The following is a 24,099-nucleotide window of genomic DNA, read 5'->3' on the forward strand; positions in this document are numbered from 1 at the left end:
GCCGGATCGCTGTCAACCAGAGATGATCTTCATCGGGTGCCCAGGAGTCACGCGGCCACGTGTGCCCCCGCCTCCCCGTCGTGGTGGATGGGCGTCCCCGAGCCGGTCAGCGGCACGCCCGTGCCACCCCGCCGCGCCGCGACGATCTCCGCCGCGATGGACAGGGCGGTCTCCTCGGGCGTACGGGCGCCGAGGTCGAGGCCGATCGGCGAGCGCAGCCGGGCCAGTTCACGGTCGGTGAGACCGGCCTCGCGGAGCTTGCGGGTGCGGTCCTCGTGGGTGCGGCGCGAACCCATCGCGCCGACGAACGCTACCGGCAGCCGCAGGGCCTCCTCCAGCAGCGGAACGTCGAACTTGGCGTCATGGGTGAGCACGCACAGCACCGTGCGGCCGTCGGTCGCCGTGCTCCGCAGATAGCGGTGCGGCCAGTCGACCACGATCTCGTCGGCCTCGGGGAAGCGCACCCGGGTGGCGAAGACGGGGCGGGCGTCGCACACGGTCACGTGATAGCCGAGGAACTTGCCCGTGCGCGCCAGCGCCGAGGCGAAGTCCACCGCACCGAAGACGATCATCCGGGGCGGCGGCACGCTCGACTCGACGAACACCGTCGGACCAGGATCCTCCGGCAGGGTGAACGCGCCGGTGCGGCCCGCGGCCAGCAGTGCGCCCGCCTCGTCCGCCGCCGTACGGTCCAGCTCCGGAGCGCCGCCGAGGCCGCCCTCGTACGAGCCGTCGGGGCGGACGAACAGCGCCCGGCCGAGGAGTTCGGCCGGGCCCCGGGACACCCGGGCGACCGCGGCCGTCTCCCCGCGGGCGGCGGCCGCGAGGGCCGCCGCGAACACCGTCCGGCCCGGCGCGTCCGCCCGCACCGGCGTGACCATGACCTCCAGCACCCCGCCGCAGGTCAGCCCCACCGCGAAGGCGTCGTCGTCGCTGTATCCGAACCGCTCCAGGACCGTCTCGCCGTCCTGGAGCGACTGGACGCAGCGGTCGTACACCGCCCCCTCCACACACCCGCCGGAGACCGAGCCGATGACCGTGCCCTCGCCGTCGACGGCGAGGGCGGCGCCGGGACCCCGCGGCGCGCTGCCACCGACGGCCACGACGGTGGCGACGGCGAAGTCCCGGCCCTCCTCGACCCACCGGTTCAGCTCGGCGGCGATGTCAAGCATCCCCGTCCCCACCCGGGGCGGTGCCCGCCAGCAGGACGCGGTCGGGACGGATGGGCAGGTTCCGGTGGCGTACCCCGGTCGCGTGCCAGACGGCGTTGGCGATCGCCGCCGCCGCTCCGACGATCCCGACCTCGCCGATGCCCTTGATGCCGACCGGGTCGTCCGGGTCCGGGTCGTCCACCCAGCCCACCTCGATGGGCGGCACGTCGGCGTGCGCGGCGACGTGGTAGCCCGCGAGGTCGGGGCCGACGTGGCCGCCGAAGGCCCGGTCCCTGACCGCCTCCTCGTGCAGCGCCATGGACAGGCCCCAGACGATGCCGCCGCGGAGCTGGCTGCGCGCGGTCAGGGGGTTGACGATCTTGCCCGCCGCGAAGATGCCGAGCATGCGGCGCACGCGGACCTCGCCCGTGGTGGTGTCCACGGCGACCTCGGCGAACTGCGCTCCGTAGGAGTGCCGTTCCTTCTGGGCGAGGGCGCCGATGGCCTCGGCCGTGTTCGACCGCGCGGTGATGCCCTGCTCCGGGATGCCGCCGCCGAGGGCCAGTTGCTCGCGCAGCTCCTTGGCCGCGGAGGTGACGGCCCAGGCCCAGGAGCGGGTGCCCATGGAGCCGCCGGCGATCATCGCCTGGCCGAAGTCGCTGTCCGCGATCCGCATGTGGACGCGGCCCGGCTCCACCTCCAGCGCGTCCGCCGCGATCTGGGTCAGCGCGGTCCTGGCGCCGGTCCCGATGTCGGCCGCGGTGATCCGGACCGTGAAAGTGCCGTCCACCTCGGCGGTCACGGCCGCCGTGGACGGCATGGCGTTCGAGGGGAACGTGGCCGCCGCCGTGCCGGTCCCGAGCAGCCAGCGGCCCTCGCGGCGCAGCCCGGGACGCGGGTCGCGGTCCGCCCAGCCGAACCGGCGGGCGCCCTCCTCGAAGCAGTCGATCAGCCTGCGGGTGCTGAACGGCAGCCCGGATACGGGGCCCGCCTGGGGTTCGTTGCGGGCCCGCAGCGCGATCGGGTCCAGGCCGCACTTCTCGGCGAGTTCGTCGAGCGCGGACTCCAGCGCGAACGAGCCCGGGGCCTCGCCCGGCGCGCGCACGAAGGTCGGCGTCGGCACGTCGAGGGCCACCACGCGGTTGACGGTGTGGTGCGCGTCGGCGTCGTACATGGCGCGCCCGTAGTCGGCGCTGCGCTCGATGAATTCGTGCACGGTCGAGGTGAGGCTGAGGGCCTGGTGGTCGAACGCGCACAGCCGCCCGTCCGCGTCGGCGCCGAGCCGGACCCGCTGCACCGTGGGGCTGCGGTAGCCGGTGATGGAGAACATCTGGCGGCGCGTCAGGACCACCCGGACCGGGCGGTGCAGGACGGTCGTGGCCATCACCGCGGCCACCTGGTGGGGGCGGAGCCCCTTGGAGCCGAAGCCGCCGCCGACGTGCTCGGACCTCACCCGCACCGTGCCCGGGTCGAGGGAGAACATCTTCGTCAGCTCGTCGGCCACCCACATGCTGCCCTGGTTGGAGTCGACGATCTCCAGCCGGCCGCCCTCCCAGCGGGCGGTGGCCGCGTGCGGCTCCATCATGGCGTGGTGCTCTTCCGGAGTGGTGTACTCCGCGTCCACGACGGTGGCCGCCGCGGCGAGCCCGGCCTCGAGGTCCCCCTTCTCGGTCTCGGCCCCGGCGTCCTCCGGCTTGTGCGCACCGGGGTGCCCGGCGGAGAACGCGACGTCGTGCGGCTCCTCGTCGTAGTGGACGACCAGCGCCTCGGCAGCCTCCCTGGCCTGCTCCGGCGTCTCCGCGACGACGAGCGCCACCGGCCAGCCCACGAACGGCACCCGGTCGTTCTGGAAGAGCGTGACGGTCGGGTCGGGCTTCCCCAGCAGGCCGACGTACTCGCCGTCGACCTGGGGCGCGTTCCCGTGGTGCAGGACGGTGACGACGCCGGGCATCGCCTCGACGGCTTCGGACTCCACCGAGCGGATGCGGCCACGGGCGATGGTGGACACCACCAGCCAGCCGTGGGCCAGGTCGGCGAAGGGGATCTCACCGGCGTAGCGGGCCGCTCCGGTGACCTTCTCCCGGCCTTCCACGCGGGTGCGCGCGGCTCCGACGGACGGGGTGACGGCGGCGGTTCCGGTCGTCGTGGTCATCGGACGGCCTCCTCGGAGAGTTCGGTCAGTATGGCCACGACGAGGTTGCGCATCAGCGTCACCTTGTATCCGTTGCCGGGCAGGGTCTCGGCGGCCGCCAGTTCGGCGTCCGCGGCGGCGGCGAACGCCTCGCCGGTCGCCGGGCCCCCGGTCAGCACCCGCTCGGCCTCGCGGGCGCGCCACGGCCGGGACGCCACCGCGCCGAAGGCGAGGCGCACTTCCTGGACGACACCGTCCCGGATGTCGAGGGCGGCGGCGATCGAGCCGATGGCGAACGCGTAGGAGGCGCGCTCGCGCACCTTGCGGTAGCGGGAGTGGGCCGCGACCGGGGTGGGCGGCAGCGTGATGCCGGTGATCAGCGCGCCGGGCGGCAGGGCGGTCTCCAGGTGCGGGGTGTCCCCCACCGGCAGATAGAACTCGCCGAACGACAACTCGCCCGGCCCGCCCGCCGTTTCGTAGTGGACGACGGCGTCGAGGGCGGTCAGCGCCACGCCCATGTCCGAGGGGTGGATGGCCACGCAGTGCTCGGAGGCGCCGAGGATCGCGTGGTTGTGGTTCTCGCCCTCGACGGCGGGACAACCGCTGCCGGGAATCCGCTTGTTGCACGGCTTGGCGGTGTCGGTGAAGTAGCCGCAGCGGGTGCGCTGGAGCAGGTTCCCACCGACCGTGGCCATGTTGCGCAGCTGGCCGGAGGCTCCGGCCAGCACGGCCTGGGCCAGCGCCGGGTAGCGCGTACGGACGTCGGGGTGGGCGGCGAGGTCGCTGTTGGTGACGGTCGCGCCGATCCGCAGACCCCCCTCCGGCGTGGCCTCGATCCGGTCCAGGGGCAGGTCACGCACGTCGATGAGCCGCGCAGGGCGCTCCACCCCGGTCTTCATCAGGTCGACGAGGTTGGTGCCGCCGCCGAGGTAGCGCGCGTCGGGGTCGTCGCCGAGCAGGGCCACCGCCCCGGAGACGTCGTGCACGCGCTCGTATCCGAATTCCCTCATACCGCTGCTCCCGCTTCCGCCGCGCCGATTCCGTCGATTCCGTCGCCCGAGCCGCCGGGCCGCGCGGCCTCCGCCGCCCGCGCGACCGCCTCGACGATCGAGACGTACGCGCCGCATCGGCACAGGTTGCCGCTCATCCGCTCCCGGATCTCCTCCGCGGTGAGCGGCTGCACTTCCGCCTGGGGTTTCACATCCTGGGTCGCGGCGCTCGGCCAGCCCGCCGCGTGTTCTTCGATCACGGCGATGGCCGAGCAGATCTGCCCGGGGGTGCAGTAGCCGCACTGGTAGCCGTCCAGGTCGAGGAACGCCTGCTGCACCGGGTGCAGGTCCTCCCCGTCGGCCACGCCTTCGATGGTGGTGACTTCACGCCCCTCGGCGGCCACCGCGAGCTGGAGACACGAGACGGCTCGGCGACCGTCGATCAGCACGGTACAGGCGCCGCACTGACCTTGGTCACATCCCTTCTTCGTGCCGGTCAGATCGAGGCGTTCGCGCAGGGCGTCGAGCAGGGTGGTGCGATGGTCGACGGGCAGCGTGTGCTTCTCGCCGTTGATGTTCAGCGTGATGGCGCTGGACGTCGAGGGGGCTGGGGCCATGATCAGCCTTCTTTCGCGTAGCTGGTGCGCGTCGAGCGAGATGATCGGGGCAGACGACGGTGCGGGAGGTCCCGGGAAGGTCCGGGCAGAACGAACGGTGGCGACCGGCACCCGGCCATTCGCTCTGGCCAGGCGCCGGTCGCTATGGTAGCTCTAAGCGGACAGCTGTCCGGTGGCTTTGAATCTATCGGACAGCTGTCCGGTCGAACAAGGGCGGCCCGGCGGCGATTCCCGAGAGGAGGACGAGTGCGGGAGCGGAAGGACAACCCACTGCGCTCGGACGCGCAACGGAATCGCGAGCGCATCCTGGAAGTGGCCCTGGTGGAGCTGACGCGCTCGGCGTGCGCCCCACTGAGCACGATCGCGAAGAAGGCGGGCGTCGGGCAGGGCACCTTTTACCGCAACTTCCCCAACCGGGAGGCCCTTGTCCTGGAGGTCTACCGCTACGAGGTGCAGCAGGTCGCCGACGCCGCGGCCCAGCTGCTCCGGACCCGCGCACCGGACCGGGCGCTGCGGGAGTGGATGGACCGCCTCGCCCAGTACGCCATGACCAAGGCGGGCCTGGCCGCCGCGCTGCACAAGGCCACCAGCGCGCACGGCGGCCTGGTCAACCTGGCACGCGGCCCGCTGACCTCGGCCGTCACGCTCCTGCTGACGGCGAACGAGGAGGCCGGGACCATCCGTCCGGGGGTCACCCCCGACGACTTCATGCTCGCCATCGCCGGACTCTGGCAGATCGATCCGCACGGGGACTGGCAGTCACGCGCCGGACGGCTTCTGGACCTGGTCATGGACGGCCTGCGCTCCGGCGCGCCGGGCCCCGGACCCGGCTAGGAACGGCGGCGGGGCCTGCCGCGCCTGCCGCCGCTCTTGGGGGCCGCGGAACGGCCCCGCGGGTTCTTCCCGGCCGCCTTGCCGGACCCCGGCTTGCCCGCCGCTGTCTTGCCCGCCGCCTTGCCGGAGGCCGTCTTCCCCGCCGCGGGCTTGCGCTTCGGCTGCGCCGGGGGCGGCGTGCGGCCCCGGGTGCTGTTGACGGTCCGCCCGCGGACGATCCCGATGAAGTCCTCCACCAGGTCGGTGGTCGCGTCCTCCGGCCACGACAGCGCGACGCTCGACTCGGGCGCGTCCGTGACCGGCCGGTACGTGAGATCCCTGCGGTGGTGCAGCCGGGCGAGCGACTGCGGCACGACCAGCAGCCCCACCCCGGCCGCCACCAGCTCGATGGCGTCCGCCGTCGTGGCGGGGCGCTCGATCGCGGGCCGCCCCGGCGGCCGCTCCCAGCCGAGCACGTCATCGAGGGGGTGCAGCACGATGTCCTCGGCCAGATCGTCGGCGGACACCTCGTCGACCGCCGCCACGACGTGGTCCTTCGGCACCACGACCACCGTGGTCTCGGTGTAGAGGGGGATCGCGCTGAACACCGTACGGTCGACCGGCAACCGCACGAGCCCCGCGTCGGCGCCGCGGTCGCGCAGCACCTCGGGCGCTTCGGCGGCGGTCACCGGGACGAGGGCGAGCGGGACGTCGGGCAGGCGCTCGTTCCAGATCCGCACCCACTTGGCGGGCGTCACCCCCGGGACGTACGCGAGCCGGAACGAAGGGGATTCTTCCGAGCCTGTCACCCCGCCAGGCTACCGGTCGCACGGCCCCGGGCCGTGGTCCGGGGCCGCCTACGCGCTCGATACCCTTGACACCATGAAGTCGCACCAGACCACCCAGACGATGAAGCCCGCGACCGCGGCGAAGAAGCTGGGTGTGTACCTCCAGGCCACCCCCGCCGAGTTCCAGGAGGGTGTCGTCTCGCGGGCCGAACTGAACGCCCTCCAGGCCGATCCCCCCGAGTGGTTGCGGGAGCTGCGCCGCAACGGCCCGCACCCCCGGCCGGTGGTCGCGGCGAAGCTGGGCACCTCCATCGCGGGTCTCGCGCGCGGCGGCATCACCGACCCCCTCACCACCGAGCAGATCGACGCCCTGAAGGCGGAGCGGCCCGAGTGGCTGGAGAAGGAGCGCGCCACCCAGGCCGAGGTGCGGAAGGAAGCGGCGCGGATCAAGGAGAAGAAGGCGGAGCGCGCCGCCGAGTCCGGCCAGCCGCACTCCTGACCCTTCTCTCCGTCCTTTCTCAGTCCTTGCAGTCGGGCGCGATGCGTTCGACGAGCCGGAGCATCGCCGACCAGGCCAGGTCGTACGCCTTGTCGTCCCGGAGGTCGGAACTCTCGTCCTCACCACCGAGTTGACGGGCGGTCAGCTCGCAGATGTCCGGATGAGGGGTGATCGGTTTCGCGCCCCCGGCCGTCGCCGCGACCTGGATCTCGCACGCCTTGTCCAGGTAGTACATGCGCAGGAACGCCTGGCCGGGGGTTTCCCCGACGGTCAGCAGGCCGTGGTGGCGCAGGATCATCGCCGGGTGGCCGGCGAGATCGGCGACGAGCCGTCGTTGTTCGGCGAGGTTGAGGGCGACGCCCTCGTAGTCGTGGTACCCGAGCCTGCCGTAGAACTCCATCGAGATCTGGTTGAGCGGCAGCAGGCCGTCCTCCTGGGCGGCGACGGCGCAGCCCGCCCTGGTGTGGGTGTGCAGGACGCAGTGGGCGTCGGCCCGGGAGGCGTGGACGGCGCTGTGGATGACGAACCCGGCGGGGTTGACGGGGTGAGGGGTCTCCTCGACCGGGTGGCCGGACAGGTCGATCTTGACCAGGTTCGACGCGGTGATCTCCTCGAAGAGCAGACCGTAGGGGTTGATCAGGAAGTGCTGTTCGGGGCCGGGCACGCGGGCGCTGATGTGCGTGAAGATCAGGTCGGTCATCCGGAAGTGCGCCACCAGGCGGTAGACCGCGGCGAGCTCGCGGCGCAGCCGTCGTTCCTCCGCGGAGGTGTTCCCGGCGGCCTGGTCGGTGCGGCGGGGCGAAGCGGTCACTGAGTCAATTCCTTCGGTCGTGGGGTGATACATGACGCTATCCAGGTGCACACTGGCGCTGAACCCGAGGATTCGGCCGATGGGCGGCCGTCCATTGGACGAATCCGACACCCCGGCGCGGGGCCGGAGGATGAGAGGATCCCTGCCTTGTGATCGAGCGCGAACCATGCCGTACGACGGGCGCCGACCCGGCCGCCGATGAGGCCGCCGATGAGGCGTCCGTCCCCCTCGGCGTGCTGCTCGCCGACCCCTCGCTGGGTTTGCGCCAGGTCGCGGGCCCCGCCGAGGACCGGCGCATCGGGACCGTCGGCACCACCGAGATCGAGGACCCCACGCCCTACCTGGTCGGCGGCGAACTCCTCCTCACCGCCGGAGTGCGGCTGCCGCAGGACGCGGACGGCGTCGACACCTACGTGGCGCAGGTGGTGGCCGCCGGGGTCGCCGCCCTCGGCTTCGGTGTCGCCCCGGTGCACGAGGAGGTGCCGGCCGCTCTCATCGCCGCGTGCGACCGCCATGGGCTGCCGCTGCTGCGGCTGCCGCGCCACACCCCGTTCGTCGCCGTGGGCCGGGCGACCTACGCCGCCATCGCCGAGGCCCGCAACCGCGATCTGAAGACGATCTCCCGAGCGCAGTCGGCCCTCGCGTCGGCCGCCGCCCGTCCGGACGCGCTGCAGGCCGTACTCACCCAGCTCAGCACCCACACCGGCACCTGGGCGGTCCTCTTCGACGGCCAGGGCAACGAGCTGTTCCGCGCGGGCCGGCGCCCCCCGGAGCCCGCCCCCGGCCGCTTGCGCGACCTCGCGGTGCGTACGACCGCCCGTACGGCCGCCCGCCCCGCCACCGGCCGGGCCGCGGGCGGGCCGCCGCCTCCCGCGGCGGCGGCCGACCACCACGACGGTGTGCATCTGACCGTACACACGCTGCCCGGCGCCGACGGCACCACCACGCCACTGGCCCTCGGCCAGGCCGCCGCCACCGCCCCGTCGCTGGTCCACCGCCAGGTGACCAGCACGGCGACCGTCCTGCTGGCCCTGCTCACCAGCCCTCGGCACGCCCTGAGCACCGACAGCCACGGTGTCGGAGCCCTCGTACGGCTCATGCTCGGTGCCACCCCGGCCGAGGTGGCACCCGCCCTCGTACCCTCGGAACACCCGGCGCACGACCACTGGGTCGTCGTGCACGGTCGGCAGGATCCCCGCGGGCCCGCGCGAGCGCCCCGGCCGGGCGCGGACCCCGCACAGCTCGCCGCGCTCGGCACGGCCCTCGGCACCCCGTACGTGCACATCGACGGCCCGGCCCTGCGCGCCCTCGTCCCCGGCGCACCGGGAACCCGCGCGGCCGCGCCCGCGCAGGCCGGCGCCCTCGGGTGGACCCTCGGCTTCAGCAGCCCCTCCCCCGCGGACGAGCTGCCCCGCGCCGACGCCCAAGCCGGGCAGGCGCTGCAACGCGCGATCGCCGCCGGTGCGGCGGCCGTCGTGCACGAGGCCACGGCGCCGGCCGTGCACAGCCTCGTCCCGCCCGCCGCCGCCCGCGAGTTCGCCCGGGCCCGCTTCGCCGCGTTCGACGGGGCCGGTACGCCGGGTGGCTCCGTACTGCTGGGCACCCTGCGCACCTGGCTGACGTTTCACGGCAGTTGGGACCGTACGGCCACCGAGCTACAGGTCCACCGCAACACCGTGCGCCACCGCATGACGCGGGTCGCCGACCTCCTCGGCGCCGACCTCCAGGACCCGGCCGTCCGCATGGAACTCTGGTTCGCCCTGGAGTGGCATTCCGGCGAGGGGGACGGATAGCTCAGTCCGGGAGCCCCCACGGCTCGGCGTCGCCGACGGCCGGTACGTCGCGCGGCCCCGGGTCCGGATGGGCGCCGCGCGGGGCGACGAGCGCCGTCCCCTCCCGGCCGAGCGGGATCTCGATCCGGCCCGGCCCGGTCTCCCGGTACCGCAGCCGCCGGCCGCGCTCGTCCGTTACGTCCACGGCACCGCGGATGCCGTGGTCCAGCACCAGTGGCGCGCCCGCCTCGCTGTGGACGCGCACCCACCGGGTGCGGCCGCCCGACCGGTCGGCGTCGATGAGGAACGCGCCCTGGGCACGCAGGGACTGGAACGAAGCGTCGGGCCAGCGCCGCGACACGGAGGGGAAGACCCGAACGACGCCGCCGTGGCTCTGCACGGCCATGTCGAGCACCGACTGCGTCGCCGTCAGGGGGCTCTCGATGCCGAGGTTTCCGCCCTCGACGTACATGGTGTTCGGGGTCATCCAGGCGTTGTTGATGACGTTGCCGCCGGTGAAGAAGGTGAGGAAGTCGAGGGCCTCCTCGGGGCGGTTCATCCGCGAGGCCATCGACGAGGCGGCGGCGTAGCTGTAACCGGCCCACAGGGCACGGTCCTTGATCCAGTGGTCGAAGGTGGTCCGCATGATGTCCCGGTCGCCCGGCCGGTCCCGGTCCAGCTCGTGCAGCGGATACAGCCACAGCATGTGGGAGAAGTGGCGGTGGGATTCGGTGAGCGGTTTCCCGGCGCCGATCATGACGCCGGTCGCGTCGCGCGGGTAGTCCACCAGGCGTTTCAGGATCTCGCGCCAGCGCGCGGCGCGCGGATGGTCCGTACGGAGGATCCGCAGGCAGTCCAGGAGCGTGGCGCAGCCCCAGCGGAGCAGGGAGAGGTCGTAGGTGCAGTCCTCGGCGTCCGCCCACTCGGGTGAGCGGGTGAGCGGCAGGTGCAGCTTTCCGTCGGAGCCCTCGTGGAGGAAGTGGTCGTAGAAGTTCACCGCCTTGACCAGGATCGGGTAGAGGACGTCGCGCACGATGCGGGTGTCCATGGTGTGCCGGTAGCTGAGCCAGACGTTGTGCATGGCCCAGATGAGGTTGCCGTTGTTGTCGGTCTTGGTGGCGGTGCCGGGGATGCCGACGGTCTTGGCGCCGGGGCGCAGCATCCAGTCGGAGGGGTGGGCGAGGGCGTAGGTCTGCCCGTCCTGGTACTCCGGCGGGACCGAGAGCGGCAGATTCTTCTCGAAGTCCTTGAAGGTGGAGGTGACGGAGTCGAGTTCGAGGTGGTTGGACCCCTGGATCAGCCAGGTGGCGATCTGCACGTTGAGGTTCCACCAGACGGCGGTCCAGCTGCCGCCGGTCTCCGGGTACCACGGCCCCCACTCGGACATCGAGGGCCCGCCGGCCCGGGTGGCGCAGGCCGCCTTGTAGAGCTGGATCCAGTAGAAGTCCTGGAGGCGTTTGTCGGGTACGGACAGCAGGCTGCGCCGGTAGAAGCGGTGCCACCAGGCGCGGTGTTCGCGCACCAGGCCGTCGGGGTCCGCGGACAGTGTGCGGGCCACTTCGGCGACGGCCAGCTCCGTGGTGCGCGACAGGTCGCCGGGGTACCGGTAGACGATGTGTGCGGCCAGCAGCCTGCCGGTGCCGACGCGCCGTTCGCGCCAGGCGGTGGTCCACCCGCCGCCCGCGACGAGCGGCTGCTCCACGTATCCGGTGTCCCCCGCGGAGCCGGTGCGCGGGTCGGGGTTGCCCGTGTAGTCGGCGGGCTTGTCCTTGGTGCGCGGCGAGGCGGCGGGCAGCCACGTGAACGACCAGGCCGCTTCCCGCTCGCCCGCGCTGGGCCGGGTGGAGATCAGCAGCGCGGTACGGGCGTTGTGCACCAGCATCGAGAAGCGGACGCTGCCCCGGGTGGTGGTGACGGTGCCGCGCAGCTCGGCGTCCCAGAGGTCGAGGGTCCAGTCGACGCCGGTCACCTCGCCGGCCAGGGTGAGGTCGAAGTGGCCGATGGGCAGCCGGGAGAAGCCGTACGGGGCGCGCCACTGCGGTCGCTGGTCCTGCACCTGGCTGTGGCTGACCATGACTTTCACGGAGTTGGGCGTCGCGCCCCGGTAGACCTGCGCGCCGAGGAGTCCGTTGGCGAGGAACGGGCCGTCCTTCCAGTCGCCGGGCATCCGGCGCCACCGCAGCGCCGCGGCCCTGGCCATGCGTTCGGCCGTGTCCTCCGACCCGCCCGAGTGCTGGGGCGCGGCCCAGGCGGTGGCGGATCCGGTCAGTAAGCCCGCGGTGCCGACGGCGGCCGCCGAGCCGATCACACCTCTTCGAGAGATCCCGTTCCCTGTCATCGGGGTCACGTATGTGCCTCCCATGCCTGGTGATGAACTACCCGGCATGGTGCAGGGGTTGGAGCAGCTAGGGAAGACCTCCGACGTATCGGAACTGGACGCGTTTCATATGCGCAGGTGAATGAGGCGTGCGCGATCGCATCGCGACGAGAGGGGTGCCAGTCAACCGATCTCTCAGACGCTGACCATGAAGAGGAGAGCGACCACGCCCCCGAAGCCGAGACCGCCGAGAGCGGTTCCGGCGATGGCCGTCCACAGACGGCCCGCGCCCCGGCGGGCGTGGTGGATGCCCATGACACCGAGGGCGACGGCGAGGCCCCCCGCGATGGGCACCAGGGGGAGGGTGAAGGACAGCAGGAGGGACGGCAGTACACCGACGATGGCGAGGACACCGACGACGGAGAAGACACCGAGGACCACGGCGGTGGGCCCGAGCGCGACGGCGGGCGTGTCGGTGCGGCGGGCCGTAGCCGGTACAGGCATGAGCGTCCTCCTTGCGAAGCCCCCGGAGGGGGATCATCGACGTACCGATCGTAGCTGGGGTACCTCGGCGCTCCAGTGGGCAGGGTCGGTGCGTCAAGTCCCCCTGATGGAGAGGACGTTGCAGTGCGAGGAATTCTTCGAAGACTTGGTCCGCCGGTGGCGGTTCTCCTCGTCGTGGCGCTGGTGTCCATCGCCCAGGGTGCCGCGCGGAGCCGGACGGGCGGCGCGTCGGCCGACGAGGGAAGCGGGCCCGGTCCTGGCAGCCACTGGGTGGGGACGTGGACGTCCATGCCGCAGCTGACCGAGCCGGGCAACATGCCGCCCCCGCCGTACACCCAGGACGGCGTGGTGTTCGCCGACAGCACCCTGCGGCAGACCGTTCATGTCTCGGTGGGCGGCCGCCACCTGCGGCTCCGCTTCTCCAACGCCTTCGGCGGGGCGCCCCTGCCCCTCTCCCGCGTCTCCGTGGCCCTTCCCGCGGGCGGCAGGGCCGGCGCGAGTGGGATCGAACCGGGCACTTCCCGGCCCGTCACCTTCGACGGGCGCCCCGCCACGACGGTGCCGACGGGCGCCCTGATGGTCTCCGATCCGCTGGACTTCCGGCTGCCCGCGGGCTCGAACCTCACCGTGACGGTGTACCTGGCCGCCGGACAGCAGTCGACCGCCCTCACCTCCCACCCCGGCTCGCGCACCGCCTCCCACATGGTGCGCGGCGACCAGGTCGACGCGGCGGACCTGAGCGGCGCGGCCTCGGTCGAACACTGGTACTTCCTGAGCGGCATCGAGGTGTGGTCACCGGCGCGCACCAGGGCCACCGCCGTGCTGGGCGACTCGCTCACCGACGGACGCGGCTCCACCAGCAACCACAACGACCGCTGGACGGACCAGTTGACGGCCCGTCTGCGCGCCGACCACAGGACGGCCGATACCGCGGTGCTCAACCAGGCGGCCGGCGGGAACCGGATCCTCCAGGACGGTCTCGGCCCGAACGGCCTGGCCCGGCTGGACCGCGACGTCCTGGCGCAGAGCGGTGTCACCTCGCTGGTCGTCTTCGAGGGCATCAACGACATCGGGACCGCCCCCACCACCCCCGACGCCCAGCGGGACGTCGCGGACCGGCTCATCGCCGCCTACGGCCAGATCATCGTGCGCGCCCACGCGCAGGGGATCCGCGTCTACGGCGCCACCCTCACGCCGTTCGGCGGCAACACCCCCTACGACGACGCGGCCGGCCACCGCGAAGCGACACGGCAGCGGGTCAACGACTGGGTACGGACCAGCGGCCGCTTCGACGCGGTCGTCGATCTGGACCGGGCGACCCGGGACCCGGCCGATCCGCGACGGCTGCGCCCGGACCTCGACACGGGCGACCATCTGCACCTCAACCCCGAGGGCTACCGCGTGATCGCCGACGCCTTTCCACTGCGCCTCTTCCTCTGAATGCGGGGCAGCGCCCGTTGCCCGCGTGGCCGCCCCCGCGTTCCTTGTCGTCCCTCGTTCCCGTCCCCTACCACTGGAGGGTCCTGCGCCTGTCGGCGGAGGACGAGCGAACGAACGGCGAATCAGGAGCATGCGCATGCAGACCGACCGCACGGTCGAGGCCGGGACGTCCAGTGGGCAGGGGCGGCTGTCGCGCCGGTGGTTCCTGGGCGTCTCCGGTGCGGCCCTCCTCACCGCGGGCTGTAAGGACACCGAGGCGAAGGGCGAGGGCACCGGAGGGAAGGGCGAGAGCACCGGGAACACCTCCGGGCACCGGGCCGTCGTCCCGAGCGGCGCCCTGGGCGCCAACTTCAACGAGGACCCCTCCACCATGGACTTCTCCATGCTGGAGGGCCTCTCCGCGGGCTGGCTGCGCGGCTTCGTGCCCATGCCGCAGCTCGACGAGACCGCCGCCGGACAACAGGCCGCGATCAAGGCGCTTCTGAGCGCGCACGACAAGGGGTACGGCACGATCCTGTCGCTGAAGTTCCCCTACAACCACCGCCCGATGCCCGCCGTGGACAGCTCGGAGATGGACGCCGAACTCGCGCGGGTGGACAAGGTGCTGGACGCCGCCATGGACAAGGCGGACATCCTCGCGCTCGCCAACGAGCCCTTCATCGAGAGCCTGAAGAAGGACCACGACGACGGGACGCTGAACGCCTTCTACGAGAAGGTCGCGCAGCACGTCATCGCGTACCGAAAGAAGCACTTCGGGAAGCGCTGCCGGACACGGCTGTACATGGGCTCCCTCAACCATCTCGACAGGCCCGACTGGCGTACACCGGCGACCGATCGGTGGATGGAGTTCACCCGGAAGACCCCGGAGATCGAGGGCGTGGACATCCACCCGCATGTAGCTGCCATCGAGGACTCGCAAAAGTACCTGGACTACATCCTTCCCACGCTCCGCCACGACCAGAAGTTCCTGGTCACCGAGTTCTCCCTGGTCCTGTGGTGGGAGCAGCACCTGCGCGACACCATCCCCGCCGAGTTCGCCCGGCGGTACCAGCTGCCCGCGGACACCAAGGTGTGGCAGGTCATCAAGCAGGCGACCGAGCTCCCCTTCTCGCAAGCGAAGTGGCAGGACTTCCTGTCCATGAGTCCGTGGTACGAGACCCACAAGCATTACCTGCGGAACCAGATGAAGAAGTTCCGTGACACGGGACAGCTCGCCGTGGCCACCTACGGCGTGGCGCAGGCACCGGCGATGGTGAAGGACTTCGGGCCCGGCAAGCAGCCGTGGCTGCTGAACAGCCTGTACTCCAACCTGACCGTCAAGGAGGGCGAGGACGGGAAGCCCGCGCGGAGCTATGGCTTCTTCGACGACTTCCGTGCCCTGCAGCGTGCCGAGGACCGCCGCCCGGTGCGCACGGCCGAAACGACGACGTGAGCCGCACGCGGGGACACCGGCCGCTGCCCCCGATGGGGAACGTGCGCACATGGTGAACCCCGTGGAGGTCCCGCAGGATGGCTGCCCGCGGACCGGTGCCACGGTCCGGGGGGGGGCAGGACGTACCACCGGCACGAGGAGCGGCAGCACGTGATCCACGAGATCGATGAGGCGATGCGCGGCCTCCTCCGCTCACCACTGTCGGGTTCGGGCGCCGAACTGGTCCTGGACGCGCCCACCAAGGACTGGGCCGCGCGGCGCACCGGGCCCGCGGTCAACGCATATCTGTACGACATCCGGGAGGAGCTGTCACGCCGCGAGCGGGGCCCGATGGCGCTGCGGGACGATCGCGGTGTCGTGGTCAGGCACCGGCAGCCCTACCGGTGGTTCCGGCTCTCCTACCTGGTCACGGCGTGGACGGCCAACCCGCAGGACGAGCACCGGCTGCTGTCGGCCGTACTGGCGTGTCTGCTGCGCAACGAGTTCCTTCCACCGGACGCGCTGGGCGGCGTGCTGGCCGAGCTGGGCGTCCCGGTGCCGGTGAGCGCGGCGGTACCACCGGCGGAGTCGCGTTCCATCGCGGACATCTGGTCCGCCCTGGGAGGAGAGTTGAAGCCGTCCCTGGACGTGGTCGTGACGACCCCGTTCCCGGTGTCGCCCGAGTTCGAGGCCGCTCCCCCGGTCACCCAGGCAGGGGTCCGGGTCCGCAGCACGACCGGCTCTCCGGACGACTCGGCCCTGCGCACCGGCCCCCGCACGGAGCTGCCATGACGGCGGCCGCGGGTACCGATCCGGCCGGTCCGCTGCTGTCGCGGCTGGCGCTGCTGCGTGAGCGGATCGCGGCGCTCGTGGCGCGGCGCGGCGAGGGCGACCCCACGGCGGGCGACCCGATGCGGGGCCTGTACGTCTCGCCCGAGGCGGCCCACCACCTGCTGCACGCGCCGCCGGTGCGGGAGCAGGTGGCGGACGACGACGCCTACGCACCGGTCCTGCGCGGGCAGGCCGGGGGCGAGGAGCACGCGGGGCGGGACCGGGTGGCCGAGGTGGCGGAGCGGTTCGGGCTGCTGCCGCTGGACGTGCACATCCTGCTGGTGGCCGCCGCGCCCGAGGTGGACCGGTCGCTGGAGCCGCTGTACGGCTACCTCAACGACGACGTGGGCCGCCGGCGCGCCTGCGTCTCCCTCGCCGTCGAACTCGCGGGGCTGCCCGCGCACTCGGCCGCCGCCCGGGCGCGTTTCCACCCCTCCGCTCCGCTGCTGCGGCACCGGCTGCTGGACGTCGCCGACGAGGACCGGCCGCTGCCCGGACGGGCGCTGAGGGTGTCGGAGCGGGTGGTCGCCCATCTGCTCGGGGACGACGCCCCGACCGGGGAACTGCTCGGCGCCGTGGAGGCGTTCGACGCCCCCGGCGGGGGGCGGGAGCGGCAGCGCGCCTCCGGTGAGGGGTTCTTCCCCCGGCTTGCCGGGCTGGCCGCGCGGGTCAGGGACGAGGGCTCCGCGTCCCTCCCGGCAGTGGTCCACGTACGCGAGACCGGGCCCGCTGCGGTGTCAGGGCCGGTGATCTCGGCGCTGAACGGCGCCGGGCTGCCCGTGCTGCGTCTCGATCCGTCCTCCCGGACCGCCGATGAGGTGGCGGCGCTGGTCGGTCCGCTGCTGCGGGAAGCGCGACTGCGGGGTGCGGGCGTGGTGGCGGGGCCGCTTCCGCGGGAGGCGGGGGCGCTGGTGCGGGCGCTGTGCGCCGCGGCGCCCGGCGATGCTTCGGACGGGCCCGCGGCGGTGCCGGTGCCCGTCGTGCTGTTCGGCCCGCACCCGTTCGACCCCGGCTGGACCTCCGTGCCCGTACCGCCCTTCGACGCCCCGGACACCGGGGCGGCCCCGGACGCCTGGGCGGACGCGGTCCCGGCGGAGGAGACGGCCGGGTTCGATCTCGCGTCCGCCGTCTCCGCCTACCGCCTCGACCCGGAACGGGCCGGGCGCGCGGTGACGGCCGCGCGGGGGCTCGCCGCGCTGGACGGCGGGCGGCTGACCGCCGACCACGTGCAGCGTGCGGCGCGCCAGCAGTCCGCGCCCGCCCTCGAACGCCATGCCCGGCGCGTGGAGCCCGGCGTGGACTGGTCGGACCTGGTGCTGCCCGCCGAGCCGCTGGAGCGGCTGCACGAGCTGGTGTCCCGGGCGCGGCACCGGGACCGGGTCCTGCGGGAGTGGCGGCTGCGCCCCGGCGGCGGGCGCGGACGCGGTGTGGTGGCCCTGTTCACGGGTGACTCGGGGACGGGAAAGACGCTCTCGGCGGAGGTGGTGGCCGCCGAACTGGGGCTCGACCTCTACGTCGTGGACCTGTCGGCGCTCGTGGACAAGTACATCGGAGAGACCGAGAAGAACCTCGAACGTGTCTTCACGGAGGCCGACCGGACCGACGCCGTCCTGCTGTTCGACGAGGCGGACGCGGTGTTCGGCAAGCGCGGTGAGGTGAAGGACGCGCACGACCGGTACGCGAACCTCGAGAGCGCGTACCTGCTCCAGCGTCTGGAATCCTTCGACGGCATCGCCGTGCTCACCAGCAACTTCCGGGGGAACATCGACGAGGCGTTCACTCGGCGCCTCGATCTCGTCGTCGACTTCCCGTTCCCCGACGCCGAACACCGCCTCGCCCTGTGGCGGGGCTTCCTGAAGGACGCCCCGTGTGCGCCGGATCTGGAGCTGCGGGCTTGCGCGGCCGAGTTCGAGCTGGCGGGCGGCGGCATCCGCGGAGCGGCGGTCACCGCGGGCTACCTCGCGGCCGCCCGCGGCGGCCCGCTGAGCACGGACGACCTGCTGGAGGGCGCGCGGCGCGAGTACCGGAAGGCGGGACGCCTGGTCGTGAGCGGTGGCGCCCTGTACTGACCTTTGGGGCCCGACAGCATGCGCTCAGCGGTGCGGCCGTCCGATGGACCCCGCACACCGCCCCGGGCCGTGTCTACACGGCGGCGGCACGGGTACGAGCGGGTCCGCTGCCCGATGCGGCGCCCGCCGATGCGATCCCCGGTACAGCCCCTGGTGCGGCGCCCGGTGCGGAGCGCTCTTCCGGGAGCGGGGGCGGTGCACCGGCGTGATGGTCCGCCGCGGCGACGAGATGCGCCTGTTCCCGTCTCAGCCAGCGGCGGGCCAGTGCGATCTCCTCGGCGTGGGCCTCGCGGGACATGCCCGCCGCCAGCAGCCGCCGGAGGTACCCGTGTAACGCCATGCGCAGGGCCGCGGTGCCGGGCTCGGCCAGTCGCTCGCGGGCGTAGAGGCGCAGCAGGTCGTGGAGCCGGTACCGGCCGGACGTGGTGGCGGGCTCCACGAGCCCCAGGTCCGCCAGCTCTTCCAGCGCCGCCACCGCGCTGCGCCGGTCGCACCCGGCGGCCGCCGCGATCACACAGGCGTCGAAGTCCGGTATCTGGACGAGGCCGAGCCGGTCGAAAACCGTCCGCGTAACCGGGCTGAGCTTGTGGCGGGAGCGCGCGAACGCGGCGGAGACCTCCAAGTCGCCGGAGCGCAGCCGGGTCAGCCGCCGCCCTTCGTCGCGCAGCTCCTCGGCGAGCGGAGCCAGGCCCCACGAGGGTCGCGCCGCGAGCCGGTTGGACACGATGCGCAGCGCGAGGGGCAGATGTCCGCACAACTCCGCGAGGTCCCGGGCAGCGCCGGGTTCGGCCCGGAGCCGGGCGCCGCCCACGCCCTGGCGCAGCAGGTCGTGGGACTCCTCCGGGGTCATCGGGCCGGGCCGCAGACGGACGACGCCATGCAGGCCACTGAGCGGGCGGCGGGAGGTGACCAGGGCGAAACTGCGCGACCCCACCGGTAGCAGGGGGCGCACCTGGGCCTCGTCCGCCGCGTCGTCGAGGAGGACGAGGACCGACCGCTCGCGGGTCACCGACCGGTACAGCGCTTCCCGTTCCGCCCCGTCGGCGGGAATGTGCTCGGCGGGCAGTCCCAGCGCCCGGAGCAGGGAGCCCAGCAGACGTTCCGGGCTCGGCGGCGCGTCGCGCGTGCCCCCGAGGTCGAGCGCCAGCTGTCCATCGGGGAACAGGGGCGCGGCCTCCTCGGCGGCCCGTACGGCCAGCGTGCTCTTGCCGGTGCCCGGCTGACCCGAGACGACACAGGCAGCCGTCTCGGCCAGCCCGCCGCCGGACGCGCGCTCGGCGAGGTCGCGCACGGTGCGCAGCTCGGCGGTGCGGCCGGTGAAGCCGGCGAACCGGCCCGGAAGGGTGCAAGGGGCGGCGGGTTCGGGCACGTCCGGCGCGTTCCGCCGCCCCGTCAGGGCGCGGTACTCCCGCTCGTCGAGACTCAGCGCGTCGGCCAGCATGCGCAGGGTTCTTCGCTGGGGGCTGCGGCTGCGGCCGCTCTCGATGTCGCGAAGCCCGCGGACGCTGACGCCCGCTTCCTCCGCGAGTTCCCGCTGGGTGAGACCGACGGCCTCACGCCACTCACGGACCATGTCGCCGAGGGGCACGCGTGCCGCGCCCGCTCCCCCGGCCCTCATCCCTTCGTGTCCCCCTGTGCGTTCGTGCCCGACCATGTGTCCCTCATCCCACCCCGTCGCGACGATTTGCTGACACCTCGCCGGTGTTCGTCCCACCGAACAGGTGAGTTCTCGTGAGCGTAACGCGATCACATGCCGCCTCCCCTGACGCACCACGCCGACCGGCAGTCATCTGCGGTTTTCTGCCGCAGACTGCCGGTCGCACTGCCTGCTCGTTGTAGTGCCCATGTGGTTGCCTGGCCATGTCCCGGCAGGGCCACGGGACTCGATCCGAGTGGAAACACAACAACAAACGGGGAGAGTGAACGGAGCGATGTCGACACATATGACGTCACCGCCCATCGAGGTGGCGGTCCACGCCGCGGACCCGGTGTCCCGGGCCGGAGCGATGGAACTCATCCGCCACCAGCCGGATGTCGAGGTGAAGGCGCGAGGCGACGCATCGGTGGCGGTGCTGCTGGTGGAGTCCCTCGACGAGGAGATCCTCGGCACACTGCGCCGCCTGGTCCGCAACGGGGCCCGCGTGGTCCTCGTCGCCCGCGGCCTGCGCGAGGCGGACCTGCTCACCGTGGTGGAGTGCGGGGTGTCCGCCATCCTGTGGCGGCACGAGGCGACCGGGGAACGCCTGTCCCGCGTGGTCCGCTCGGCCCACCGCGGGGACGGCGACCTTCCGCCCGACCTCCTCGGACGGCTGCTGGAGCGGCTCGGGCAACTCCAACGCAGCGCCTCACAGGGAACCTCCGCCCCGGCCACCGGCCTGACCTCCCGTGAGGTCGATGTGCTGCGGCTGGTGGCCGAGGGCCTGGAGACCCGGGAGATCGCGTCCAAGATGGCGTACTCGGAACGCACGGTGAAGAGCGTGCTGCACGATCTGATGGCGCGGCAGCTCCTGCGCAATCGCGCGCACGCGGTGGCGTACGCGCTGCGCGAGGGCTACATCTGAGGGTCCCGGGGCGGACTCGCCACGAGGGCCGGGGCCCTCATGCGGAAAAGTCCCACTTCTGGTTGTCGTGCCCGGTGCAGTCGAACAGCTCGAGCTTCGTCAGGTTGTCGTCCTTGCCCCCGGTGGGATCCACGCACTTGCCCGACTGCGGATTCACCAGGGTGCGCTCCTTGGTGTACTGGAACTGCTGGGCCGGCTCCCCGTTGCAGCGGGCGAGCTGCACGGCCGTGCCGTTCTCCCGGCCACCGCCTGCCGCGTCCATGCACTTGCCCAGCGACCGCAGGGTGCCGTTCTTCTCCATGGTCCACTTCTGCCCGTCCGGACCGTTCTGCTTGCAGTCGAAGATCTGCAGTTGCGGGAGATGGTCGAGGTCGGCGCTGCCGGGGACGTCGATGCACCGCTTCGACGTCACGCCCACGATCGTGCCCGTCTTGGGCTGCTCTTCCTTCTTCTTGTCGCCACCCGCGGCCGGTGGCGGGGCCGGCGCCGGGGCTGCGGGAGGGGGCGGTGTGGTCTTGGGCGTCTTCGGAAGCTCCTGCTTCTTGTCGCCGCCGTCGTCGCCACTGTCGCCGCTCTCGCCGCCCTTGTCGTCGCCCTCGTGCACGGGCTCGTGCGTCGCGGCCGCGACCTGCCGCGCCTTGCTGCCGGGAGTCCGGTCGACCGCGAGCCACAGCCCGACGAACGCCACGGCGAGGACGAGGGCGAAGGCCCCGACGCTGAACAGCCAGCGCGGGAAGACCGGCCGCTGGACGAACGTGCCCGCGACATCGATCGGGGTGGCGGCCGACCGCTGCACCGCGACGGTCAGGGCGTGGCTCTCCTTCTGCCCCGTCCACATGATGTTCGAGGGCCGCAGTCCCACCTTCACGAACGCCGCACGGCCCGGCTCGATCTGCACGGCGCCCGGCCGCACGTCGAACTCCAGCGCGCTGCCCTGGTCCCGGCCGGAGAGGGAAGCGGTCAGCTTGGTATTGCCGTAGTTGTCCACCGCCAGCTTGGGCCTCGCCCGGAACCGGCCGCGAGTGGTGGGCGGCAGCAGCTCCGCCTTCGCCTCCACGAACGGCGCGATGGTGAGGTTGCCCTCCACCACCGTCGTCAGCTCGGGGTTCTCGGTCGGCACGATCTGCACGCCGTACGGGTTCGCGCCGGCGTGGGCCTCGGGCGAACGCGGCGGGGAGAAGGTCAGCTCCACACTCCCCGTCGCCCCCGGGTACAGCCGCAGCGTGGCCGGTTCCACCGAGCACCACAGGCTCGGGTCCCCGACGGGGACGACACGGTACTCCTCGACGACGTCCGCCGTGTTGCGCAGCCGCAGCGTGACCGTGGTGCTGCCACCCGCCTCTACCGGGGTGGATTCGGGTTCCAGGGAAGTCCAGATGCTCACGCCCCGCACGCTAGGAGGCGGAGGCGGCGCCGTCACCGCACGCGGGGGAAGCACCGCGGGAAGCCCGCGGGGACCACAGGGGCAGCGGAGCGCCTTCGGCGTGGTGGCGCGGCCTCTCCCTCCCTGGCCGGGGCCGCCGCCGTGATCACGCGGGGCCGTGATCACGCGGGGCGGGGCCGGGCCCCTCGTCCACACCGCCGCGAGGACGAACCGCCGTCGTCCGGGCAGCGGCTCCTTCCCTCGGGGACGCCCGCCGCCGCCCCGGACCCTGCACGGCCACCCCTCCCCCCCCGCGTCCGCCGAACACCGACGCTGGGCTGCGCAGTCTCGTACACCGCCTTGTCCTTCAAGGAGCATGCATGCCCACGTACCTGTCCCCCGGCGTCTACGTCGAGGAGGTCGCCGGCGGCTCACGTCCCATCGAGGGGGTGGGCACATCCGTCGCCGCCTTCGTCGGGCTGGCACCGACAGGCCCGCTCAACGAGCCCACACTGGTCACCAACTGGTCCCAGTACGTGGCGGCGTTCGGCGAGTTCACGGACGGGTACTACCTCGCGCACTCCGTCTACGGCTTCTTCAACAACGGCGGCTCCGCGGCGTATGTGGTGCGGGTCGGCGGCGCCACGGACGGCCAGAGCACTCCGGCCGAGGGGCGCGGTGCCACCTCCCAGAACGCCCCCGCGCAGATCACGGCGGGCGAGCCGGCCACGCTCGGCGCGTTCAAGGTGGCGGCCCTGGCCGCCGGTTCGGCGAGCGAGGACGGCTCGCTGCGCGTCGAGGTGACGCACCCCGAGGGGGACGGGCCCGCGGACCGCTTCACGCTCACGGTGAAGGACGGTGACCGTACGGCCGAGACGTTCGAGGTGAGCGCGAAGAAGACCTCGCGCACCTACGTCGTCACGCAGGTCAAGGAGCGGTCCAAGCTCATCGCCGTGGAGGAGGCGGCGCAGGGCGGGCAACTCGCCCGGCCCGACGCGCAGAGCGCCGTCCTGGCCGCTCCCGCGAAGGCCAAGGCCCCCGCGCCGGCGCGCGGCGGCGCGCCCGCGCAGGAGGGGAGCGCGAGCGCGTCGCAGTACATCGGCGATCCCGCCGACCGCACCGGTTTCGGTGGCCTGGAGGCCCTGGACGAGGTCAGCATGGTCGCCGCGCCGGACCTGATGGCGGCCTACCAGAGCGGAGCCCTGGACCTGGAGACCGTCAAGGCCGTCCAGCTCGCGATGATCTCGCACTGTGAGCAGATGGGCGACCGGATGGCGGTCATCGACCCGCCCCCCGGGCTCAACGCCCGCCAGGTGCGCGAGTGGCGGCAGGACACCGCGGGCTACGACTCCCGGTACGCCGCCCTCTACTACCCCTGGATCAAGATCTTCGACCCGTCCACGGGCCAGGGCCGCACCGTCCCGCCGAGCGGCCACATCTCCGGCGTGTGGGCGCGCAACGACTCCGAGCGCGGTGTGCACAAGGCCCCGGCGAACGAGATCCTGCGCGGCGCCGTCGACCTCGAACTGCAGATCACCCGGGGCGAGCAGGACCTGCTCAACCCCGTCGGCGTGAACTGCGTCCGCGCCTTCGCGGGCCGCGGCATCCGTATCTGGGGCGCGCGCACGCTCTCCTCGGATCCGGCCTGGCGGTACCTGAACGTGCGCCGGTACTTCAACTACCTGGAGGAGTCGATCCTCGTCGGCACCCAGTGGGTGGTGTTCGAGCCCAACGACCAGGCGCTGTGGGCCCGGATCCGGCGCAACATCTCCGCGTTCCTGGTGAACGAGTGGCGCGAGGGCGCCTTGTTCGGCGCGAGCCCGGAAGAGGCCTTCTACGTCAAGTGCGACGAGGAGACCAACCCGCAGGAGTCCGTCGACGTGGGCCGGGTGGTCTGCGAGATCGGCATCGCGCCGGTGAAGCCCGCCGAGTTCGTGGTCTTCCGGCTGGCCCAGTTCTCCGGTGGCGGCGGTGAGCTCGACGAGTAACGGCCGACGGCCGACGAGCCGTGGCACCCACCGCCCCACCCACG

General features: G+C 72.8%; 19 protein-coding genes. 9 read left to right on the forward strand and 10 right to left on the reverse strand.

Translation table 11 applies throughout. The features are described 5' to 3' along the window. Positions 1-47: 47 nt before the first annotated feature. The 4 genes from ACH4SI_RS04445 to ACH4SI_RS04460 are packed head-to-tail and all read right to left on the reverse strand — an operon-like array spanning position 48 to position 4,888. The gene (locus ACH4SI_RS04445; RefSeq protein ID WP_398292493.1) at positions 48-1,172 is read right to left on the reverse strand and encodes an XdhC family protein; all 1,125 of its coding nucleotides are present in this window, start codon (positions 1,170-1,172) and stop codon (positions 48-50) included. Beyond that, positions 1,165-3,303, reverse strand: coding sequence for a xanthine dehydrogenase family protein molybdopterin-binding subunit (locus tag ACH4SI_RS04450; RefSeq protein ID WP_398292495.1), 2,139 nt, complete (start codon positions 3,301-3,303; stop codon positions 1,165-1,167). The genes ACH4SI_RS04445 and ACH4SI_RS04450 overlap by 8 nt, the downstream gene beginning before the upstream one ends. After that, the gene (locus ACH4SI_RS04455; RefSeq protein ID WP_398292497.1) at positions 3,300-4,292 is read right to left on the reverse strand and encodes an FAD binding domain-containing protein; all 993 of its coding nucleotides are present in this window, start codon (positions 4,290-4,292) and stop codon (positions 3,300-3,302) included. Before ACH4SI_RS04455 ends, ACH4SI_RS04450 begins: the two co-directional genes overlap by 4 nt. Beyond that, on the reverse strand, positions 4,289-4,888 hold the full coding sequence (locus tag ACH4SI_RS04460; protein ID WP_398292500.1) for a (2Fe-2S)-binding protein: 600 nt from the start codon (positions 4,886-4,888) through the stop codon (positions 4,289-4,291). Before ACH4SI_RS04460 ends, ACH4SI_RS04455 begins: the two co-directional genes overlap by 4 nt. A gap of 246 nt (positions 4,889-5,134) precedes the next feature. Here ACH4SI_RS04460 and ACH4SI_RS04465 point away from each other — a divergent pair, with 246 nt between their 5' ends. Continuing rightward, entirely contained in the window at positions 5,135-5,722 is a 588-nt protein-coding gene (locus ACH4SI_RS04465) for a TetR/AcrR family transcriptional regulator (RefSeq protein WP_398292502.1), read from the forward strand. On the opposite strand, the gene ACH4SI_RS04470 is transcribed toward ACH4SI_RS04465, so the two are convergent. Beyond that, complete coding sequence (locus ACH4SI_RS04470) at positions 5,719-6,510, reverse strand: LysR substrate-binding domain-containing protein (protein WP_398292504.1); 792 nt, start codon at positions 6,508-6,510, stop codon at positions 5,719-5,721. The genes ACH4SI_RS04465 and ACH4SI_RS04470 overlap by 4 nt on opposite strands. A 73-nt stretch (positions 6,511-6,583) precedes the next feature. Here ACH4SI_RS04470 and ACH4SI_RS04475 point away from each other — a divergent pair, with 73 nt between their 5' ends. Continuing rightward, complete coding sequence (locus ACH4SI_RS04475) at positions 6,584-6,988, forward strand: DUF5997 family protein (RefSeq protein ID WP_398292506.1); 405 nt, start codon at positions 6,584-6,586, stop codon at positions 6,986-6,988. Positions 6,989-7,007: 19 nt separating this feature from the next. Here ACH4SI_RS04475 and ACH4SI_RS04480 read toward each other — a convergent pair whose 3' ends face one another. After that, complete coding sequence (locus ACH4SI_RS04480) at positions 7,008-7,799, reverse strand: class II aldolase/adducin family protein (RefSeq protein WP_398292508.1); 792 nt, start codon at positions 7,797-7,799, stop codon at positions 7,008-7,010. Between the two features lie 149 nt (positions 7,800-7,948). On the opposite strand from ACH4SI_RS04480, the gene ACH4SI_RS04485 reads away from it, so the two are divergent. Further along, a complete protein-coding gene (locus ACH4SI_RS04485; RefSeq protein WP_398292510.1) occupies positions 7,949-9,592 on the forward strand; it encodes a PucR family transcriptional regulator in 1,644 nt (547 codons plus the stop codon). A 1-nt stretch (position 9,593) separates the two neighbouring features. On the opposite strand, the gene ACH4SI_RS04490 is transcribed toward ACH4SI_RS04485, so the two are convergent. Beyond that, the gene (locus ACH4SI_RS04490) at positions 9,594-11,909 is read right to left on the reverse strand and encodes a glycosyl hydrolase family 95 catalytic domain-containing protein (RefSeq protein ID WP_398293876.1); all 2,316 of its coding nucleotides are present in this window, start codon (positions 11,907-11,909) and stop codon (positions 9,594-9,596) included. Positions 11,910-12,083: 174 nt separating this feature from the next. Further along, a complete protein-coding gene (locus ACH4SI_RS04495; RefSeq protein WP_398292512.1) occupies positions 12,084-12,392 on the reverse strand; it encodes a hypothetical protein in 309 nt (102 codons plus the stop codon). Positions 12,393-12,548: 156 nt separating this feature from the next. Here ACH4SI_RS04495 and ACH4SI_RS04500 point away from each other — a divergent pair, with 156 nt between their 5' ends. The 4 genes from ACH4SI_RS04500 to ACH4SI_RS04515 all read left to right on the forward strand — a co-directional run bounded on the left by ACH4SI_RS04500 (position 12,549) and on the right by ACH4SI_RS04515 (position 18,143). Continuing rightward, positions 12,549-13,832 (forward strand): SGNH/GDSL hydrolase family protein, encoded by a 1,284-nt coding sequence (locus tag ACH4SI_RS04500; protein WP_398292514.1) that lies wholly within the window; start codon positions 12,549-12,551, stop codon positions 13,830-13,832. A 136-nt stretch (positions 13,833-13,968) separates the two neighbouring features. Beyond that, positions 13,969-15,264, forward strand: coding sequence for a hypothetical protein (locus ACH4SI_RS04505; protein WP_398292517.1), 1,296 nt, complete (start codon positions 13,969-13,971; stop codon positions 15,262-15,264). Between the two features lie 150 nt (positions 15,265-15,414). Continuing rightward, entirely contained in the window at positions 15,415-16,035 is a 621-nt protein-coding gene (locus ACH4SI_RS04510) for a DUF4255 domain-containing protein (protein WP_398292519.1), read from the forward strand. After that, complete coding sequence (locus ACH4SI_RS04515; RefSeq protein ID WP_398292521.1) at positions 16,032-18,143, forward strand: ATP-binding protein; 2,112 nt, start codon at positions 16,032-16,034, stop codon at positions 18,141-18,143. The genes ACH4SI_RS04510 and ACH4SI_RS04515 overlap by 4 nt, the downstream gene beginning before the upstream one ends. Positions 18,144-18,216: 73 nt before the next feature. Here ACH4SI_RS04515 and ACH4SI_RS04520 read toward each other — a convergent pair whose 3' ends face one another. Then, positions 18,217-19,761, reverse strand: a complete 1,545-nt coding sequence (locus tag ACH4SI_RS04520) for a helix-turn-helix domain-containing protein (RefSeq protein WP_398292523.1) — start codon at positions 19,759-19,761, stop codon at positions 18,217-18,219. Positions 19,762-20,086: 325 nt separating this feature from the next. Between ACH4SI_RS04520 and ACH4SI_RS04525 the strand changes: the two genes are divergently transcribed. Continuing rightward, positions 20,087-20,704 (forward strand): LuxR C-terminal-related transcriptional regulator, encoded by a 618-nt coding sequence (locus ACH4SI_RS04525; protein WP_398292526.1) that lies wholly within the window; start codon positions 20,087-20,089, stop codon positions 20,702-20,704. A 37-nt stretch (positions 20,705-20,741) separates the two neighbouring features. Here the strand turns inward: ACH4SI_RS04525 and ACH4SI_RS04530 are convergent, their stop codons facing one another. Beyond that, entirely contained in the window at positions 20,742-22,088 is a 1,347-nt protein-coding gene (locus tag ACH4SI_RS04530) for a ricin-type beta-trefoil lectin domain protein (RefSeq protein ID WP_398292528.1), read from the reverse strand. Between the two features lie 359 nt (positions 22,089-22,447). Here ACH4SI_RS04530 and ACH4SI_RS04535 point away from each other — a divergent pair, with 359 nt between their 5' ends. Then, on the forward strand, positions 22,448-24,055 hold the full coding sequence (locus tag ACH4SI_RS04535) for a phage tail sheath family protein (protein ID WP_398292531.1): 1,608 nt from the start codon (positions 22,448-22,450) through the stop codon (positions 24,053-24,055). The last annotated feature ends 44 nt before the right edge of the window (positions 24,056-24,099 follow it).

Source organism: Streptomyces sp. NPDC021212 (assembly GCF_044332925.1).
Classification (GTDB): Bacteria; Actinomycetota; Actinomycetes; order Streptomycetales; family Streptomycetaceae; genus Streptomyces.